Source organism: Pseudomonas sp. EU05-FHT14B02 (assembly GCF_058791055.1).
This window is the reverse complement of sequence record NZ_JBYTDD010000002.1, coordinates 360,029-377,777: the sequence shown is the minus strand read 5'-3', so window position 1 is coordinate 377,777 and position 17,749 is coordinate 360,029. Positions and strand designations below refer to the sequence as shown.

Annotated in this window: 14 protein-coding genes; 3 read left to right on the top strand and 11 right to left on the bottom strand. The window is 58.5% G+C overall.

Going from position 1 to position 17,749, the window contains the following annotated elements; genetic code table 11:
• Positions 1–117: 117 nt before the first annotated feature.
• From gltP to AC3WTM_RS03640, 3 genes are all read right to left on the bottom strand, one after another.
• Positions 118–1,449 carry a glutamate/aspartate:proton symporter GltP gene (gene gltP / locus AC3WTM_RS03650; RefSeq protein WP_057712586.1) on the bottom strand — a complete coding sequence of 444 codons (1,332 nt, stop codon included), beginning with the start codon at positions 1,447–1,449 and terminating at the stop codon, positions 118–120.
• 837 nt (positions 1,450–2,286) lie between these two features.
• A complete protein-coding gene (locus AC3WTM_RS03645) occupies positions 2,287–2,451 on the bottom strand; it encodes a DUF1328 domain-containing protein (protein WP_003177151.1) in 165 nt (54 codons plus the stop codon).
• Positions 2,452–2,522: 71 nt separating this feature from the next.
• The gene (locus tag AC3WTM_RS03640; RefSeq protein ID WP_102669537.1) at positions 2,523–2,810 is read right to left on the bottom strand and encodes a hypothetical protein; all 288 of its coding nucleotides are present in this window, start codon (positions 2,808–2,810) and stop codon (positions 2,523–2,525) included.
• 440 nt (positions 2,811–3,250) lie between these two features.
• Here AC3WTM_RS03640 and algB point away from each other — a divergent pair, with 440 nt between their 5' ends.
• Together algB and AC3WTM_RS03630 are read left to right on the top strand one after the other, a co-directional pair.
• Entirely contained in the window at positions 3,251–4,597 is a 1,347-nt protein-coding gene (gene algB, locus AC3WTM_RS03635; protein ID WP_057712588.1) for a sigma-54-dependent response regulator transcription factor AlgB, read from the top strand.
• Between the two features lie 10 nt (positions 4,598–4,607).
• Positions 4,608–6,398 (top strand): KinB sensor domain-containing domain, encoded by a 1,791-nt coding sequence (locus AC3WTM_RS03630; RefSeq protein ID WP_102669536.1) that lies wholly within the window; start codon positions 4,608–4,610, stop codon positions 6,396–6,398.
• 7 nt (positions 6,399–6,405) lie between these two features.
• Here AC3WTM_RS03630 and AC3WTM_RS03625 read toward each other — a convergent pair whose 3' ends face one another.
• From AC3WTM_RS03625 to AC3WTM_RS03595, 7 genes are all read right to left on the bottom strand, one after another.
• Positions 6,406–8,019, bottom strand: coding sequence for an EAL domain-containing protein (locus AC3WTM_RS03625; RefSeq protein ID WP_102669535.1), 1,614 nt, complete (start codon positions 8,017–8,019; stop codon positions 6,406–6,408).
• 76 nt (positions 8,020–8,095) lie between these two features.
• The gene (locus tag AC3WTM_RS03620; protein WP_102669557.1) at positions 8,096–8,875 is read right to left on the bottom strand and encodes an N-acetylmuramoyl-L-alanine amidase; all 780 of its coding nucleotides are present in this window, start codon (positions 8,873–8,875) and stop codon (positions 8,096–8,098) included.
• Between the two features lie 103 nt (positions 8,876–8,978).
• Positions 8,979–10,937 (bottom strand): GGDEF domain-containing protein, encoded by a 1,959-nt coding sequence (locus AC3WTM_RS03615; RefSeq protein ID WP_102669534.1) that lies wholly within the window; start codon positions 10,935–10,937, stop codon positions 8,979–8,981.
• Complete coding sequence (locus AC3WTM_RS03610) at positions 10,934–11,812, bottom strand: endonuclease/exonuclease/phosphatase family protein (RefSeq protein ID WP_057712592.1); 879 nt, start codon at positions 11,810–11,812, stop codon at positions 10,934–10,936. The genes AC3WTM_RS03615 and AC3WTM_RS03610 overlap by 4 nt, the downstream gene beginning before the upstream one ends.
• Before the next feature lie 14 nt (positions 11,813–11,826).
• Entirely contained in the window at positions 11,827–12,468 is a 642-nt protein-coding gene (dsbA, locus tag AC3WTM_RS03605; RefSeq protein ID WP_102669533.1) for a thiol:disulfide interchange protein DsbA, read from the bottom strand.
• A 199-nt stretch (positions 12,469–12,667) separates the two neighbouring features.
• A complete protein-coding gene (locus AC3WTM_RS03600; protein ID WP_102669532.1) occupies positions 12,668–13,297 on the bottom strand; it encodes a c-type cytochrome in 630 nt (209 codons plus the stop codon).
• A gap of 45 nt (positions 13,298–13,342) precedes the next feature.
• Entirely contained in the window at positions 13,343–13,633 is a 291-nt protein-coding gene (locus AC3WTM_RS03595) for a c-type cytochrome (RefSeq protein ID WP_008002190.1), read from the bottom strand.
• 191 nt (positions 13,634–13,824) lie between these two features.
• Here AC3WTM_RS03595 and yihA point away from each other — a divergent pair, with 191 nt between their 5' ends.
• On the top strand, positions 13,825–14,469 hold the full coding sequence (gene yihA, locus AC3WTM_RS03590; protein ID WP_102669531.1) for a ribosome biogenesis GTP-binding protein YihA/YsxC: 645 nt from the start codon (positions 13,825–13,827) through the stop codon (positions 14,467–14,469).
• 422 nt (positions 14,470–14,891) lie between these two features.
• Here the strand turns inward: yihA and polA are convergent, their stop codons facing one another.
• Positions 14,892–17,696, bottom strand: coding sequence for a DNA polymerase I (polA, locus tag AC3WTM_RS03585; RefSeq protein WP_102669530.1), 2,805 nt, complete (start codon positions 17,694–17,696; stop codon positions 14,892–14,894).
• Positions 17,697–17,749 lie beyond the last annotated feature (53 nt).

The window sequence follows — 17,749 nt, the reverse complement described above, 5'->3', positions numbered from 1 at the left end:
GGGTTTGTTGTAGGAGCGAACTTGCTCGCGATGGACGTCAATGATGATGCGGGCATTCTGGATAAGTCCGGTGCTCCTGCCACCATCGCGAGCAAGCTCGCTCCCACAGGTTTTGCATCAATTGCTGGAGGTTTCACCCGCCGGCAGTTTTTCCTTGCTGCGCCAGTGCGGCAGGGAGTTCCAGTAGCGCTGGCCCTTGGCGTCGTCGTACATGCCTTCCCAACGAGCGATAACCAGAACGGCCAGGGCGTTGCCAATCACGTTCAGTGCGGTACGAGCCATGTCCATGACGCGGTCGACACCAGCGATGAACGCCAGGCCTTCCAGAGGAATACCGACGCTGCCCAGAGTAGCCAGCAGTACCACGAAGGACACACCCGGTACACCGGCGATGCCTTTGGAGGTGACCATCAACGTCAGTACCAGCAGCAGTTGCTGGCTGATCGACAGGTCGATGCCATACAGCTGGGCAATAAAGATCGCCGCGATGCTTTGGTACAGAGTCGAACCGTCGAGGTTGAACGAGTAACCGGTCGGCACCACGAAACTGCAAATGGCTTTCGGCGCGCCGTAGGCTTCCATCTTCTCAATCACGCGCGGCAGCACGGTTTCGGAGCTGGCGGTGGAGTAGGCCAGTACCAGCTCATCCTTGAAGATGCGCATCAGCTTGATCACCGAGAAGCCGAACAGGCGAGCGATCAGGCCCAGGATCACGAAAGCGAAGAAGGCGATGGCGACGTAAACCAGGATCACCAGTTTGGCCAGCGGTATCAGCGACGCGAAGCCGAAGTTGGCAACAGTCACCGCGATCAGTGCGAACACGCCGATCGGGGCGTAGTTCATGATCATGTGAGTGACCTTGAACATGCTTTCCGAAACGCCCTGGAACATCTTCACGAGCGGCTCGCGCAGATCCGCCTGCAGGCTAGACAAACCAAGACCGAACAAAACAGAGAAGAAGATGATCGGCAACATTTCGCCGCGAACCATGGCCGCGAAGATGTTCGACGGGATCAGGTTGAGGATGGTTTCGATGAACGCGTGTTCATGCTGAACCTCGGCCGCTGTGGCCTGGTACTTGGAAATGTCCACAGTGCCCAGGGTGCTCATGTCGATGCCGGCACCCGGATGGAACAGGTTGGCCAGCAGCAGGCCGACCACGATGGCGATGGTGGTGACGATCTCGAAGTAGATGATGGTCTTGAAGCCGATGCGCCCCAGCTTCTTGGCATCACCGACGCCGGCAATGCCGACGATCAAAGAGGAAATGACGATCGGGATCACGATCATCTTGATCAGACGGATAAAGATATCGCCTGCCGGTTGCAGGACGTTGCTGATCCACCAGGCTTTTTCGGCACTGAAATGGTTGAGCAGCGCACCGATTGCAATCCCCAATACCAGACCGATGAGGATCTGCCAGGCGAGGCTAAGCTTTGCCTTCTTCATATCTTTACCCTTACTTGTTGTTTGACTCAGGGAGATGCGCGAACTGGAACGCTTGTGGCGAAAAAGTCCAGTGCATCTGCCCCCCGTATAAGGTGCCCCGAAGCGCGTGTTTACGGCTCTCTGGCAGGCGAAAAAAGGCGCAACTATTCCGATGCAAGGAAGCGCCGTCTAATGCCGTAAACGCCTACCCCATGCCGAATCGGCATGAGGTTTTTTTACCGAAACGCGCGTCCCAACCGGTTCGAATACGACATTTCGGCAGGCATAAGTGCCGTGAACCGGCCATCACAGAGCAGATTGAATATTTTTCGAGCAGTGGCCGAACGTTGATTTTTGAGCAAAATCGCGCAGGACAAAGGGAAAAATCGCGGCCAAAGAAAGGTGATTTTTCTCGATATACGGTCGCAGATGAAACACCGGGAAAAGTATTTTCCGACGTAACACGGAGAAGGACGGGATAACACTGATGAAATCGAGACGAGCGCTCTATTTCAATATGTTGCTTGATCAAGCCCTTGGCAAGTCCGTCGAGCCTTGGCGGTCCAACGAACTTGCGCAGCAGCTTTTCCTGACCCGGCCCTTGCGCAGGTACCCCCTGTACCCGTAGGTCACTCCGCCCCTGAAACAGGCAGAACGTCCCGACCCCTTGGTCATGCGCCGGCCTTCCTCAGGTGGCGCAGGTAGAAAGAGGCGCTGGCCTCCTTCGTGTACAAATTCTGTTCTATCAGCAGGCCCTGAATGGGGCCTCAGGCATGTCGGGAAAACGCCAGCCCGCATGCCATGGCACTACCGCCCAACAGCAGGGCGGCTGCCAGTGTCTTGAACAACGCTCTCATATCAGCCTCGACCGCGACGGCCAAAGAAGAAGGAGGCAATGAACATCACCAGGAACACGACAAACAGAATCTTGGCGATACCCGTGGCGGTGCCCGCGATACCACCGAAGCCCAGTACCGCGGCGATGATGGCAATGATCAGGAATGTGATTGCCCAGCTCAACATGGTGATTCTCCTTACGCTTCTGTTTAAAGGTGCTGCGTTTCCCGGCGCATGGGGTGCGGCGGAAGTTTTGCCTAGAACACCCAACGCTCTTGATGACGTATCTCACCCACAGGCCCGGCCTGGTCGACATCCATCATGCGCATCGGTGGGCTATCGGCCTGACTGCTGCTGACAGCGCTGAAATGGGTTTGGACCGGATGCGGAATCGACAGGAATGGCACTTCCGGCTGCCGGCTCTGCTCCCAGCGCAGAAACTGCTGGCCACCGATCAGGGTGATCAACAGCGCCAGAACCGCAAACAGTCCTTGCTGGATATACACAGGCGAGAGGTGCAGGTTGGCGACACGTTGACGGTTCATCCTGGATCTCCTGCCACTGGGGTGGCGGTATTCGATAGCGGGCGCTTGTTTTTGAATGCCTTGGTTAACCAGAAGATTGCAGAGCGCATGCCAGCTTTGATTAGAACTAATTTCCTTTAATATCAATATGTTACGAACAACAAAGAAACCACTTCGCGCGCATCCTGCACGATGCCCCTTGTGCAGTCGTGCGTATTGCACGACTGGTTTGAAGGAAGGCGTAAATTTTTTGAATTGAGAGGAGGGTGCGCAGGTCAGAAATTCACGCTGGCCGCTGTCAGAAACCGGGTATCTATTAAAGGACCCGCAAAATCAGGTGGCTAACCAATGCATTGGATGAGAGCTACCCTGCCATGACAGGAATGGCTCAGAATCAATCATGCAACTTGCCCGATTTCTCCGGGACTAAATTAAGATCATTCATTAAGGAGCGTAGGAAAATGGAATCCGCCACTGAGCATCAAGGCCGCATTCTGCTGGTGGATGACGAATCCGCCATCCTGCGTACTTTCCGTTATTGCCTCGAAGACGAAGGCTACAGCGTGGCCACCGCCACCAGCGCCGCGCAGGCAGAAGCCCTGTTGCAACGACAGGTCTTCGACCTGTGCTTCCTCGACTTGCGCCTGGGTGAAGACAACGGCCTCGATGTGCTGGCCCAGATGCGTATCCAGGCACCCTGGATGCGGGTGGTGATCGTCACTGCGCACTCTGCCGTCGACACGGCGGTGGATGCGATACAGGCTGGCGCCGCCGACTATCTAGTCAAACCGTGCAGCCCCGATCAATTGCGGCTGGCAACCGCCAAGCAACTGGAAGTGCGGCAATTGTCGGCGCGACTGGAAGCCCTAGAAGGCGAGGTACGCAAGCCCATGGATGGTCTGGACTCCCACAGTCCGGCCATGAAAGTGGTACTCGAAACCGCCCGCCAGGTTGCCACGACCGATGCCAATATCCTGATTCTGGGTGAATCAGGTACCGGCAAGGGCGAACTGTCCCAAGCCATTCACGGCTGGAGCAAACGCGCGAAGAAATCCTGCGTCACGATCAACTGCCCATCGCTGACCGCCGAGCTCATGGAAAGCGAACTCTTCGGCCACAGCCGCGGCGCCTTCACCGGCGCCAGCGAAAGCACCTTGGGCCGAGTCAACCAAGCTGACGGCGGAACGCTATTTCTCGACGAGATCGGCGACTTTCCCCTGACATTGCAGCCGAAGTTGCTGCGTTTTATTCAGGACAAGGAATATGAGCGCGTCGGTGATCCGGTGACCCGCCGTGCCGATGTGCGCATCCTTGCAGCCACCAACCTCAACCTTGAGGACATGGTGCGCGACGGTCGTTTCCGTGAAGACCTGCTCTATCGCCTGAATGTCATTACTTTGCACCTGCCACCGCTACGCGAACGCCGAGAAGATATTCTCAACCTGGCCGACCGTTTCCTGGCACGCTTCGTCAAGGAGTACGCCCGTCCCGCGCGCGTCTTCAGCGACGAGGCCCGGGAAGCACTGCTGGGCTATCGCTGGCCGGGTAACATCCGTGAACTGCGCAACGTGATCGAACGGGCGAGCATCATCTGTCCGCAGGAGCGGGTCGAGATCAGTCATCTGGGCATGGCTGAGACCCCGGTCAACAATGCACCTCGCATCGGCGCGGCACTGAGCCTGGATGAGCTGGAGAAGGCCCACATCGGTGCGGTCCTCGCCACCGCCGATACCCTGGATCAAGCGGCGAAAACCCTGGGCATCGACGCCTCGACGCTATACCGCAAACGCAAGCAGTACAACTTGTGAGCAATCGCCGATGAAACTGGCGATGAAATTGCGGACCCGGCTTTTCCTGAGCATCTCTGCACTGATCACCGTCGCATTGCTTGGGCTCTTGCTCGGGCTGGTCAGCGTGATGCAGATGGCCGGCAGCCAGGAAGCACTGATCCGCAGTAGCTTCATCACCCTGGACCTGGGGCTCAAGCTGCGTCAGACCCTGGGTGATCAACTGATCATCATGCTCAGCGAGAAACCTGACTCTGCCGCTTTCGCCGCCTCGAAGCAGCGTTATTTCGAACTGCTGGAGGAGGGCATCGCCCAGGAACCGGAGGAAACCGCAAGTGAGCACGGTTTCAGAAAAGCCAAGGCCGACTACGAGCGCTTTATCCAGGCTTATGAAGCGTCCCCGGACCCGTCAAAGGTGCTCAGCAGCAACGATAACCTGACGGAAAAATTCAATGCGCTACGTAATGGCCTGATCGCCGAGCACAAGCGCGCGCTTGATAACATCAGCGATACCGAGCGCCAGGCCCGGGAGCAGGCGCTGCTATTTGCCGGATTGCTTGGCCTGGTGGGGCTGGCGGTGCTGATCATCGGCTTCGTGACCGCACAAGCCATCGCCCGGCGTTTCGGAGAGCCCATCGAGGCCTTGGCCAAGGCGGCGGACAATATCGGCCAAGGCAATTTCGATGTCACCCTGCCGATTTCTTCGGCGGTGGAACTGAACCAGCTGACCCGCCGTTTCGGGATCATGGCCCAGGCGCTGCGTGAACATCAGGCCACCAACGTAGATGAGCTTCTGGCCGGTCAGCAGCGCTTGCAGGCCGTGCTCGACAGCATCGACGACGGACTGCTGATGATCGACCGTCAGGGCCATCTGGAACACCTTAACCCTGTAGCCCAGCGTCAGTTGGGCTGGGAGTCCGATCGTCTGGGTCAGGGGTTGGGTTCGGCGCTGGAGCGCCCCGAGCTCGACGAGCAACTGCAACTGGTGCTACGCGGCGGCACGCTGGAGCGGGCGCCGGAAGACTTGAGTGTCGAAGTTGATGGTGAGTCGAGACTGCTGACCTACAGCCTGACCCCGGTCAGCCATACCCAGGGCCATATTCTGGGTGCCGTGATGGTGCTGCATGACGTCACGGAGCAACGAGCGTTCGAACGGGTACGCAGCGAATTCGTATTGCGAGCCTCCCATGAATTGCGCACACCGGTCACCGGCATGCACATGGCCTTCGGATTGTTCCGTGAGCGCGCTCACTTTGCCCCGGATTCCCGGGAAGCCGACCTGCTCGATACCGTGAACGAAGAGATGCAGCGGCTGATGCAGTTGATCAATGACCTGCTGAATTTCTCCCGTTACCAGAACGGCTTGCAGAAACTCACCCTGACGCCGTGTTCCATCGAGGCGTTACTGGAACAGGCTCGGTCACGTTTTGCCACATCGGCCGAAGAGAAGGAAATCAATCTGCTGGTGGAACTGCAGGGGCCTTTGCCGCGGCTGCAGGCCGACCAGCCACAACTGGAGCGGGTACTCGACAATTTGCTCGACAACGCCTTGCGTCACACTGGCTCCGGCGGGCGGATACGCTTACAGGCCCGGCGTCACGGTGACCGGGTCATCATCAGTGTCGAGGACAACGGCGAAGGTATTGCCTACGGTCAGCAGGGACGGATCTTCGAGCCCTTCGTGCAGGTTGGACGCAAGAAGGGCGGGGCCGGGCTCGGCCTGGCCTTGTGCAAGGAAATCGTGCAATTGCATGGCGGACGGATTGGTGTCTACTCGCGGCCGGGGCAAGGTACTCAGTTCTACATGACGCTGACCGTTTAAGTCACCCTCACGCTTCGTCATCCAGGCGCCGGCCGGCCCGACGACGCCCCCGGGTAATCAACTCAGTGAACTGCACTGCGCTCAACGCGCGGGCGAACAGCCAGCCCTGACCGAACTTTACGCCTTCACTGCACAGGAATGCGGCCTGGGCCTCATGTTCAATGCCCTCGGCAATCACCTTCAGGTGCAGCGACTGGGCCATATGAATGATATGCGGGGCCACACCGCTGCTGGCGGCGTCATGGCCCAGCGCATCAATGAACGCCTTGTCGATTTTCAGGCAATCGACCGGCAGGGTTTGCAAATAGGCGAGACTGCAATAGCCGGTGCCAAAATCATCGATCAACACCTGATGCCCGACATCCCTTAGCGCTTGCAGGTTTTCCCGGGCCACCACCACATCGACCAGCCCGCGCTCAGTGACTTCAAAAGCAATTTGTCGCGCAGCGACGCGATGCAGGGTCAGCAGGCGCGCCATCACCTGGCCAATCCGCGGAACCATCACATCACACGCCGCGAGATTGACCGAGATGTACAGCTGCGGGTTCGCACGCAGCAACTGGCCTAGTTGCTCGAGCAGGCGCTGCAAGACGAAGTCCGTCATCTGGCGAATCTGCCCGGTGTTCTCCGCCATCGGAATGAACAGATCGGGACTGGTCAGAGTACCGTCTGGCCTGCGCCAGCGCAGCAGCGCTTCAGCCCCGACACAGTTGCGGCTATCGAGGTCGAAAATTGGTTGATACAGCACCTGCAACTCGCCACGGCGAATCGCGCCGGTCAGCTCGGCATCCAGTGACTGGCGTTGGCGTACCAGCAAAAACACCAGGAACCCAACGCATATGCCCAGCGCGAGGCTGGCCGGTAGTAGCCACCACCAGACTGCCGGGATATGCATTCCGGTACGCGGGCTGATCAACACCAATTGATACTCCGGGTTGTCGGTGGGCATCCGGTATATCAGACGTGTCTGGGTGATCTGCAGCGCATCACGGTTAATCGGTGGCCAGACTTCAGCCGGCGGCCAGACCTGAGAAGCACCCAGCACCGGAATCGCGCGCGCGCCATGGTCCAGGACTACCAACAGGCTGCTGCCCGGCGACAGGTCGACCATATCGGTCAAATGCCCGCGAGAGGTCGCCACCCGGAAATTCCCGCGCCCGAGCATCAGCGCGGCGCGGTTCTCGTCGGGTTCGGTGGTGGTGTTGAGCCAATAGCTGTAAGTCGGGCCTTTGATGTCTGGTGATCGACTCAACGACAGCCCTTCCTGACGAGGGCGATTGGAGCAGATTCGTGAAGAGTCCATGTAGGCTGCTTCGTAGACGAAGCGATAATTGAACGTAACCTGTTGCAAGGTCGCGATCATTTCAGCATCGCAGCCGCGCAACGGTTGCGCTTCAAGGTCATCAAGGCTTTCACGCAGCTGCCCGAAGAGCTGTTCGAGGCGGGCGAGGAAGCGTTCGCCCTGAGCATTCATTTCTTCGCTTTCGCTTTGCTCGACCTGGTGTATGGCGACGAACAGGCTGCCGGCCATCAATAACGTTGCGCTCAAGACAGTAGACATCAGCCCCAGGAACCAGGGGCGATGGAACCAACTACGGAAGGTCTCTCGAGCAGCGGTCATTGTGTAATATCCGATGGATTACCAATGAGTTATAGCTGCTGATTGAAAAAAAGCCCTGACCGTCGGGCGGGCGTCATTATTTTGTCTGGTTCAACACCAACAGTAGCGCGGCGGTTTGCGCATCCGGTGTGCCATCGAAACGCGCCGGACGGAAATGCATCTGAAATGCCGCTATCACATGTCGTGTCGCGACATCGAGCTCGCCGGTCCGTGGCGAGGCATAGCCCAGGCGAGCCAACTGCGCCTGAAACCAACTGATGCTCGGCAACTGCTCGGCGAACAACATTTGCTGGCGCGCCACCGACTGTTCATTCGGCCAGATGCCCAAGCCTTCGGCAGCCAGACGCTTCCAGGGGAACAGCGGCCCCGGGTCAAGCTTGCGCAAGGGTGCAATATCACTATGGCCAATGATCTCGCGAGGTTGTATGCCGTGACGCTTGCTAATGTCCTTGAGCAACACGATCAATGACTGAACCTGGTCTTCGGTGTAGGGATACCACACGCGTCCGGTCGGGGTGTCCTCGAAGCCCGGGTTGACGATTTCGATACCGATGGAACTGGAGTTCAGCCAAGTGCGGCCATTCCACTCGCTCTCCCCGGCGTGCCAGGCCCGCACATTTTCATCCATCAGCTTGTAGATGGTGGCGCCCTTGTCGTCGCCAATCAGGTAATGGCTGCTGACTTCACCGTGGGTCAGCAATTGCAACGAACGCTCCAGCGAGGCATTGGTGTAATGCACCACCACAAATTGCACGCGGCTGTCGTAATTGGCCGAAGAGTGGCTGGTGTCGAAACGGGGACCGCTGGCACAGCCGGCAAGTACAATCAGCGATAAGATCAGAGCAAAATATTTCATGGCGAAAGGCAGTACACGCAAGACAAGAATGCAACAGTGTAACGTAATGCCTTGCGGGCGGACGGCAATCCCATCGAATTAAACAAAATGGAACAGATAACCGTCAGCTCGGTTCTACTCGGTTCCGGCCAGCATTTTTTGCGCGATACAGCGCCTGATCGGCTCTTTTAAGTGCCTGATCGCTATGTTCACCCGGCCTGAACGCCGTCATTCCGATAGACACGGTGATGGTCACCGGCTCTCCCTTGAAGTGGAATGGACAGGCTTCAATGGAGGCCCGCAAGCTTTCCAGCATCTTCCGCCCCGCCGCCGGCACCGTGGATGGCATTAACAGCACAAACTCCTCGCCGCCAAACCGGGCAATGAAATCTGTCCCGCGCAGTCGCTTGCGCAATACACTGGCGATGATTTTCAGCACTTTGTCACCGGCCAGGTGCCCGTAGTTGTCATTGATGCGCTTGAAATGATCGAGGTCGAGCATGGCCAGCAACAGCGTGTTGCCATGTTGTTGCCATTGCGTGACTTCATGACCCAGGCGCTCGCTCCAGGCCGCGCGGTTGGGCAGCCCGGTCAACGGGTCGACCAATGCCTTCTGTCGTTGCTCTTCAAGGTGCTCGCGGTAACCCTGGGCCTCCTGCTCCATATGGGCGACCCGCTCGGCCAGGCTGTGCAGGCGCGCAGCGACCTCCTGCTCGCGCTCATCGCGCTGTTTCTGGTGCTGGTCCATGGTGCCCAGCAAGCCTTCGAGATGGCTTTCCAGTAAGCGCTTGAGATCTTCCAGGTCCGCAGCTTCCTGCATGCTGTTTTGCAGGCCATCGACCTTTTCGCGGATCTGCGTGTCCATCTGTCGCGCAGCCGAACGGTTGTCGGCGTGTCCCGCGGTGGCGGCCTGCAAGTTGCTCTGGAACGATTCGAGACGCTCGTTCAGTCGTTGCAAATAGGCTTCGAACTCATGCTGGCCGCTGTCGGTAATGGCCAGCATCAATGTGGCGAAGTCGTCGAGAATCGGCAGTAATTCGTACCAGTTCAGACCGTTTTTCAGACGATCGCGCATCGATTCGGCTTGTGGACGATGACGCTCGGGCAGTGTCAGATCGTCGAGCAGCCCCAGCAACGTGTCTTCGATGTGGCTGGCCACCGAGCTGTAGGAGGGCTCAGGGGAATCCGGGAGTGCGTAGAGAATGTCGTGTTCGGATGGTGCCTGATCGACAACGGCCACGTCCTGCATCGGAATCGGAGGTAAGGGCAAGCTATCGGGCGATGCTTGCGCCGTTAGCTCGTCGGGGTTCACTTGCGACTCAGGTGATATCGCGATGGTTTCCGGGGTCGATTTCTCGGCCGTTTCGACTTCTGCAACAGCTGCGCTGAGTGGTTGAGGCTCCGCAGCCGGAGGTGCAAAAACCCCAGTTGACCCGGTCGGCGCAAACTCGTCCTCGACTCGCTCAACAGCGGGTACCTCGCAGCTTGCCGCAGGGTTCTCGGCTACAGGGGCAGCCAGCGCAGGAGCAGCGGCCGTTGATGCCTCCGTCTCCTGCGCTTCACGACCGCCGAACAACCGCTGCAGCAAGCCCGGCCGGCCATTCTCCGTTGGGGTCTCCAGCTGGCTCAGGGCCTTGCCCTGCAAGCCACTCAGTTCGCTGAGCAGCAAGGGTATCTCGCGCGCCTGACTGACCCGCGCATCCAGTTGCTTGGCGAAATTCTTGAGTGGCCGACTCACATCCCGTGGCAATGGCAATGTTTGCAGTTGCGTGACCAGCGCAGTCAAGGCGGCGCTGGTCTGGTTGACTCGGGTTTCCCGACGCTGTTCAGAGTCGAGCACGGCTTTTTCCAGGCGTGGAATCAGCGCAGCCAAGCCGGCGTCCATGTCATCGGTGCGCACGACTTCGCGCATTTCCTTCATGCATTGGTCAACGGCGCGGTCTGTACCTTCCGCTGCCAGGGTGCTGCGCACCAGCCCACGACGCAACAAGTCGAGCCGCGCGTCCCAGCGACGTTCGAGCTTTTCCTGTTGTTCGATGCTTTTGAGGTATTTCTCTTTCCAGCGCTGTGCTTCGTCGCTCATTCATGGGATCCGCGAGGGGCAGGACTCAACGCGGGCAATGCATCGGCCGTGAGCGAACCCGGCAAACGAATCTCTACCGCGACCGGCAGGTGATCGGAAATGGGCTGTGCCAGCACCTCAACCTTTTCCAGGGTCAGGCTTGGGCTCAGCAGGATATGGTCCAGGCAGCGCTGTGGGCGCCAGCTGGGAAACGTCGCTTCCAGCTGCGGCGCGAGCAGGCCGAGATCGCGCAACGGGGAATGTTGCAGCAGGTCACTGGCATGGGTGTTCATGTCCCCCATCAGCACCTGGTGCTTGTAGTCGCCAATCAACTCGCGGATGTAGGCCAGTTGCAGGCTGCGCGCCCGGGCGCCCAACGCCAGGTGCATCATGACCACCACCAGCGCTTCGGGGCCTTCGCCGAACCGTACCAGAATGGCCCCGCGACCCTTTGGCCCCGGCAACGGATGATCTTCAATGGCCCAAGGGCGCAATCGGCTGAGCACGCCATTGCTGTGCTGGGCCAGGCGACCGAGATTGCGATTGAGTTGTTGATACCAGTAGGGAAAGGCGCCGAGCTGAGCCAGGTGTTCGACCTGATTGACGTAGCCTGATCGCAGGCTGCCGCCATCGGCCTCTTGCAAGGCAACCAGATCGAAGTCGCCCAGCAGATTGCCGATTTTCTGCAGGTTATCGGCACGCCCCGTGTGCGGCAGCAGATGCTGCCAGCCCCGGGTCAGGTAATGCCGATAGCGCTCGGTACTGATACCGACCTGGATATTGAAACTGAGCAAGCGCAGACGGCTGTCTGCGGGCAGGCCCGTGGACTCCAGATGATGCTCGTTGACCCGTGGATCATGCAGGCCAACGATGCGTTCAGTACCCCATCGGCGCATGGCAGTGACTGCCCTTAGTTGGCGGCAGCCTTGTTAGCCGCTCGCTCTTTGTCAATCAGTTTGTCGGCCAGTTGCAGGGCCTGTTCGGCGCCGCCGGCAGAACCCACGTCGAAGCGATACTTGCCGTTGACGACCAGGGTTGGAACGCCGGAGATTTCATACTTCTTGGCCAGTTCTCGGGCTTGAACAACCTGACCCTTGATAGCAAAAGAGTCGAAGGTGGCCAGGAATTTATCCTTGTCTACGCCCTGGGTAGCCAGGAAGTCAGCCATGTCATTCTTGTCGATCAGCTTCATTTTTTTGTTCTGGATCGCGTCGAATACCGCAGCATGAACCTTATGCTCAGCACCCATGGACTCAAGGGTCAAGAACATTTGGCCATGAGCATCCCAAGCTCCGCCGAACATGGCCGGAATACGCTTGAAATTCACATCGGATGGCAGCTTTTCAGCCCAAGGATTGATTGTCGGTTCAAAATGATAGCAATGCGGGCAGCCGTACCAGAACAGCTCCACCACTTCGATCTTGCCAGGCACGGCAACCGGAACCGGATTGGCCAGCTCGACATAAGGGGCGGCTGGGGCTTCGGCAGCCTGGGCAGTCATGCCAAACAGGCTGGCAGCGGCAAAAACGGCACTGATGATCAGATTACGCATGCTTTACTCCTGGACAAATTTTTTCGCCGCGCGCGATAGTTTTCAGACAGATCCTGGCGGGCTTGAGTTCTGTAGTGTAACGGCAGCGGCCACAAAAAAGGGCGGCCAAGGCCACCCTTTTTATACTTGCCGAGACGGATTAATCGAACGTTAACGTTGCAGGCGATCAGCACACCGTTCAACGCCCGATCCACCGGCCTTAGTGCAGGCCTTGAATGTAGCTGGACACCGCGGCGATGTCTTCGTCGCTCAGCTTCTTGGCAATGCTCTGCATCGGTTTGGTATCGCCGTCGTTGGTGCGGCCACCTTCTTCCTTGCGGAAATCGACCAGTTGCTTGCCGACGTATTGAGCGTGCTGTCCACCCAGGTGCGGGAAACCGGCAGCCGCGTTACCTGCGCCATTTGGCGAGTGGCAACCGGTGCAGGCTGGCAGACCCTTGGCCAAGTCACCACCACGGAACAAGGCCTCACCCCGAGCGACGATCTTCGGATCGGCGGCACCGACGCTGCCTTTCTGGCTGGCGAAGTAGGCGGCGATGTCCGCCAGGTCCTGATCGCTCAGGTTGGTCAGCAGGCCGGTCATTTCCAGAACGGTGCGCTTGCCCGACTTGATGTCGTGCAATTGCTTGGTCAGGTAGCGTTCACCCTGACCTGCCAGTTTCGGAAAGTTTGGCGCCATGCTGTTGCCATCCGGACCGTGGCAGGCGCCACAGACGGCGGCTTTGGCCTGGCCGGCTTTTGCATCACCCGGTTGTACTGCCTCACCTGCAGCATGGGCCATGCCGGAGATGCCCACGATCAACAGCAGACTCACGATCAATTTCTTCATCAGCTAATCCAACTACGGCTAAGGGTTAAGAGTTATGGACCGGGCTTACTCGCTCATCCAAAGGATGATGGCTTGGTAATCCTCGGCACTGCAGTCCATGCACAAACCACGCGGCGGCATCGCCTTGAAACCCTGGGTCACGTGTTGCACCAGCGTCTCCATACCTTTCGCCAACCTCGGCGTCCAAGCTTCCTGATCGCCTTTTTTCGGCGCCATGGGGAGTTGGCCGGAATGACAGGCACCACAAACACGGTTGTACACAGCTTCCGGATCCTGTGTAGCCTGAGCGCTGTAAAGCGGCATCAATACACCGGCAGCTAGCAGCCATTTCGTCATAAAACGACCTTTTCAGGGTTGAGAGCGAGCTGCGTTCTAGTGCGCAATCAAGGTCTGTCGCTCTCGTGAACTTCATCCTACGCTGGGACAAAGCGCACACAAAATCTGCGGCATTATATACTGGCGTCACTGAAACGGAAGCGACACTGCTTGCCGCACCCATTCCTGGCGCCGCCCACATCGGAAATCCCATGCAACTCAAGAACCCCATCCTCGGTCTGTGCCAACAGTCCACCTTCATGCTCAGCGCCGCCAAAGTCGACCAATGTCCGGATGACGAGGGCTTCGAAGTCGCCTTCGCCGGGCGTTCCAACGCCGGCAAGTCGAGTGCCTTGAACACCCTGACCCACGCCAGCCTGGCGCGCACCTCGAAAACCCCGGGGCGCACGCAACTGTTGAATTTCTTCAAGCTAGACGATGAACGCCGTCTGGTCGACCTGCCGGGCTACGGTTATGCAAAAGTACCGATCCCGCTCAAGCAACACTGGCAGCGTCACCTGGAGGCATATCTGGGTGGTCGCGAGAGTTTGAAAGGTCTGATCCTGATGATGGACATCCGCCATCCGATGACCGATTTCGACCTGCTGATGCTCGACTGGGCCGTGGCTGCCGGCATGCCGATGCATATTCTGCTGACCAAAGCGGACAAGCTGACCTATGGCGCGGCCAAGAACACACTGCTCAAGGTTCAGGCGGAAATCCGCAAGGGTTGGGGCGATCTGGTGACAATCCAGCTGTTTTCGGCCCCCAAACGCATGGGCCTGGAAGATGCCTACACCGTACTGGCTGGGTGGATGGAGCTGGCGGACAAAGGTGCCGAAACAGAGATTCAATAAATATCAAAAACTGTTTGTGGTGCCTGAGCCGCATCACAGACAGTTTTTCTCGGGGCAAAAAAAACCCCGGGCTTCATATGGGGAGGGAGAAGTTCCGGGGTTGAAGCTCTAGACCGCTAGGGCGGGGTCCAGATATCTGCCAACACTTAACACAACATAGGAGCATCGAAGGGCTTCACCAGCCATTCAGTAACTCTGAGTGGTGCTGTGCAAGATTAGTTCAGATTTTTTTCAGATAGCTTTGAAATTACTCTGATAGCCCTCCGGACCAAGCTGTTTTTTTTGCGCCGCTCTGCCGCGGCACTATGCCGCAGCAGAACTCGACAGTTTTCTGTAGGAGCGAGCTTGCTCGCGATGGAGTGTCAGACACATCGATTTCGACTGAAATTCCATCGCGAGCAAGCTCGCTCCTACAAGATGGCTCAGTGAGCCTCATCCCAGTTATTTCCAACACCCACTTCGACCAGCAACGGCACATCCAGCTTCGCCGCCTCGCTCATGTGTACGCGAATTTCATCGCGAACCTGGTCTACCAGGTCTTCACGCACCTCGAGTACCAGTTCATCGTGCACCTGCAAGATGACTTTGGCGTCGAGGCCCGATGCGGTCAGCCAGTTATCCACCGCGACCATGGCTTTCTTGATGATGTCCGCAGCGGTGCCTTGCATCGGTGCGTTGATTGCCGTGCGTTCGGCAGCGGCGCGCTCTTGCGGCTTGTTGGAGTTGATGTCCGGCAAGTACAGGCGACGGCCGAAGAACGTCTCGACATAACCTTGCTCAGCGGCCTGGGCACGCGTGCGGTCCATGTACTGGCGAACGCCAGGGTACCGGGCGAAGTAGGTATCGATGTAAGCCTTGGCGGTCTTGGTGTCGACGCCGATGTCCTTGCCGAGCTTCTGTGCGCCCATGCCGTAGATCAGGCCGAAGTTGATCGCCTTGGCGCTGCGGCGCTGGTTGGAGGTCACTTCGGCCAGTTCGACCTTGAACACTTCGGCGGCGGTCGCGGTGTGTACGTCCAGATTGTGGCGGAAGGCGTTCATCAGCCCTTCATCCCGGGACAGGTGCGCCATGATCCGCAGTTCGATCTGCGAATAGTCCGCAGCCAGCAGCTTGTAACCGACCGGAGCCACGAAGGCCTGGCGGATGCGACGCCCTTCGGCGGTGCGCACCGGGATGTTCTGCAAGTTCGGATCGCTGGAGGACAGCCGCCCGGTGGACGCCACCGCCTGGTGATACGAGGTATGGATCCGCCCGGTACGCGGGTTGATCTGCTCCGGCAGACGGTCGGTATAGGTGCTTTTCAGCTTGCTCATGGAGCGATATTCCATGAGCACTTTCGGCAATCGATAGTCGTCTTCTGCCAGTTTGGCCAGCACTTCTTCGGCGGTTGATGGCTGGCCCTTGGCGGTTTTCTTCAGTACCGGCAGGCCGAGCTTCTCGTATAGGATCACACCTAGTTGCTTGGGCGAACCGAGGTTGAATTCCTCGCCGGCAATCTCGAAGGCTTCACGCTCCAGCGCCACCATCTTGTCGCCCAGTTCGATGCTTTGCACGCCCAGCAAGGCAGCGTCGACCAACGCGCCCTGGCGTTCGATACGCGCCAATACCGGCACCAACGGGATTTCGATGTCGGTCAGTACGCTGGCCAGGCTCGGAATAGCCGAGAGCTTTTCGAACAGGGCATAGTGCAGACGCAAGGTGATATCTGCATCTTCGGCGGCGTAAGGCCCGGCCTGCTCCAGAGCGATCTGGTCGAACGTCAGCTGCTTCACGCCTTTGCCGGCGATGTCCTGGAAACTTACCGCGGTGTGGTCCAGATACTTCTGCGCCAGGCTGTCCATGTCATGGCGGGTGGCCGTGGAGTTGAGCACGTAGGACTCAAGCATGGTGTCGAAGGCGACGCCACGCACAGTAATACCGTTGTCCTGATCGCCGCCGATGGCGCAGTTGGCCAGGATGTTCATGTCGAACTTGGCGTGTTGGCCGACCTTGAGCTTGTTCGGATCCTCCAGAATCGGCTTGAGCGCACGCAGGACCGTGTCACGATCCAGCTGCTGTGGCACACCAATGTAGGAATGGGTCAACGGGATGTAGACCGCTTCGTTAGCCTGAACCGCGAACGACAGGCCCACAAGTTGCGCCTGCTGCGCATCGATGCCGGTGGTTTCGGTGTCGAAGGCAAACAGTTTGGCGTTGTTCAGTTTTTCCAGCCAGGCATCGAACCGCGCTTGATCGAGGATGGTTTCATAGGCGGCTTCAGCAGCGACGGCCGGTGCTTCGGCCTCTGGTTCGCTGAACAGATCGGCGGCCGGTGCTGGCTCGGCGGCAGCGCTCAGTTCCAGGCGTTTGGCATCGCGATCAAGGTCGTTCAGCCAGCTCTTGAACTCCAGCAGGGAGTACAACTCGTAGAGTTTCGCAGGATCTTCCGCGCCCATTTTCAGGTCGTCGAGGCCAACGTCCAGTGGCACGTCAACCTTGATGGTCGCCAGCTGATAGGACAGGAAGGCCATTTCCTTGTGCTCTTCGAGCTTGGCCGGCAGGGTCTTGGCGCCGCGAATCGGCAGGGTCGGCACGATGTCGAGTTGCGCATAGAGTTCGGTCAGACCGCCGTTCACACCGACCAGCAGGCCGGAAGCCGTCTTCGGACCGATGCCTGGAACACCCGGAATGTTGTCGGAAGAATCGCCCATGAGCGCCAGATAATCGATGATCTGCTCCGGAGCGACGCCGAATTTCTCCTTCACGCCCTCCACGTCCATGCTGCTACCGGACATGGTGTTGACCAAGGTAATGTGACCGTCGACCAGTTGCGCCATGTCCTTGTCGCCGGTGGAGATGATCACCGGACGATCCGCCGCCGCGCTGCTGCGGGCCAGGGTGCCAATCACGTCATCGGCCTCGACGCCTTCGACACACAGCAGCGGGAAGCCCAGGGCGATCACGCTCTGGTGCAGCGGCTCGATCTGCACGCGCATATCGTCGGGCATGCTCGGACGGTTGGCCTTGTATTCGGCAAACATCTCATCGCGAAAAGTCCCACCCTTGGCGTCGAACACCACGGCGAACGGACTGTCCGGATATTGCTTGCGCAGGCTCTTGAGCATGTTCAGCACGCCCTTGACCGCACCGGTCGGCAGGCCTTTGGACGTGGTCAGCGGTGGCAGCGCGTGAAAGGCGCGGTACAGGTAAGAAGAACCGTCCACCAGGACGAGGGGGGCTTGGCTCATGAGCAGGATCAACCTTTTCGGCGGGTCCGGCGCTAGAATAGCGGGACCGTTGA

Excerpts from the sequence above, each read along its gene's own strand:
- AC3WTM_RS03595 (WP_008002190.1), bottom strand. The coding sequence starts at position 13,633 with ATGACGAAATGGCTGCTAGCTGCCGGTGTATTGATGCCGCTTTACAGC.
- AC3WTM_RS03620 (WP_102669557.1), bottom strand. The coding sequence starts at position 8,875 with ATGAAATATTTTGCTCTGATCTTATCGCTGATTGTACTTGCCGGCTGT.
- AC3WTM_RS03630 (WP_102669536.1), top strand. The coding sequence starts at position 4,608 with ATGAAACTGGCGATGAAATTGCGGACCCGGCTTTTCCTGAGCATCTCT.
- AC3WTM_RS03645 (WP_003177151.1), bottom strand. The coding sequence starts at position 2,451 with ATGTTGAGCTGGGCAATCACATTCCTGATCATTGCCATCATCGCCGCG.
- AC3WTM_RS03625 (WP_102669535.1), bottom strand. The coding sequence starts at position 8,019 with ATGACCGCTGCTCGAGAGACCTTCCGTAGTTGGTTCCATCGCCCCTGG.
- algB (WP_057712588.1), top strand. The coding sequence starts at position 3,251 with ATGGAATCCGCCACTGAGCATCAAGGCCGCATTCTGCTGGTGGATGAC.
- yihA (WP_102669531.1), top strand. The coding sequence starts at position 13,825 with ATGCAACTCAAGAACCCCATCCTCGGTCTGTGCCAACAGTCCACCTTC.
- gltP (WP_057712586.1), bottom strand. The coding sequence starts at position 1,449 with ATGAAGAAGGCAAAGCTTAGCCTCGCCTGGCAGATCCTCATCGGTCTG.
- polA (WP_102669530.1), bottom strand. The coding sequence starts at position 17,696 with ATGAGCCAAGCCCCCCTCGTCCTGGTGGACGGTTCTTCTTACCTGTAC.
- AC3WTM_RS03640 (WP_102669537.1), bottom strand. The coding sequence starts at position 2,810 with ATGAACCGTCAACGTGTCGCCAACCTGCACCTCTCGCCTGTGTATATC.
- AC3WTM_RS03610 (WP_057712592.1), bottom strand. The coding sequence starts at position 11,812 with ATGCGCCGATGGGGTACTGAACGCATCGTTGGCCTGCATGATCCACGG.
- dsbA (WP_102669533.1), bottom strand. The coding sequence starts at position 12,468 with ATGCGTAATCTGATCATCAGTGCCGTTTTTGCCGCTGCCAGCCTGTTT.
- AC3WTM_RS03600 (WP_102669532.1), bottom strand. The coding sequence starts at position 13,297 with ATGAAGAAATTGATCGTGAGTCTGCTGTTGATCGTGGGCATCTCCGGC.
- AC3WTM_RS03615 (WP_102669534.1), bottom strand. The coding sequence starts at position 10,937 with ATGAGCGACGAAGCACAGCGCTGGAAAGAGAAATACCTCAAAAGCATC.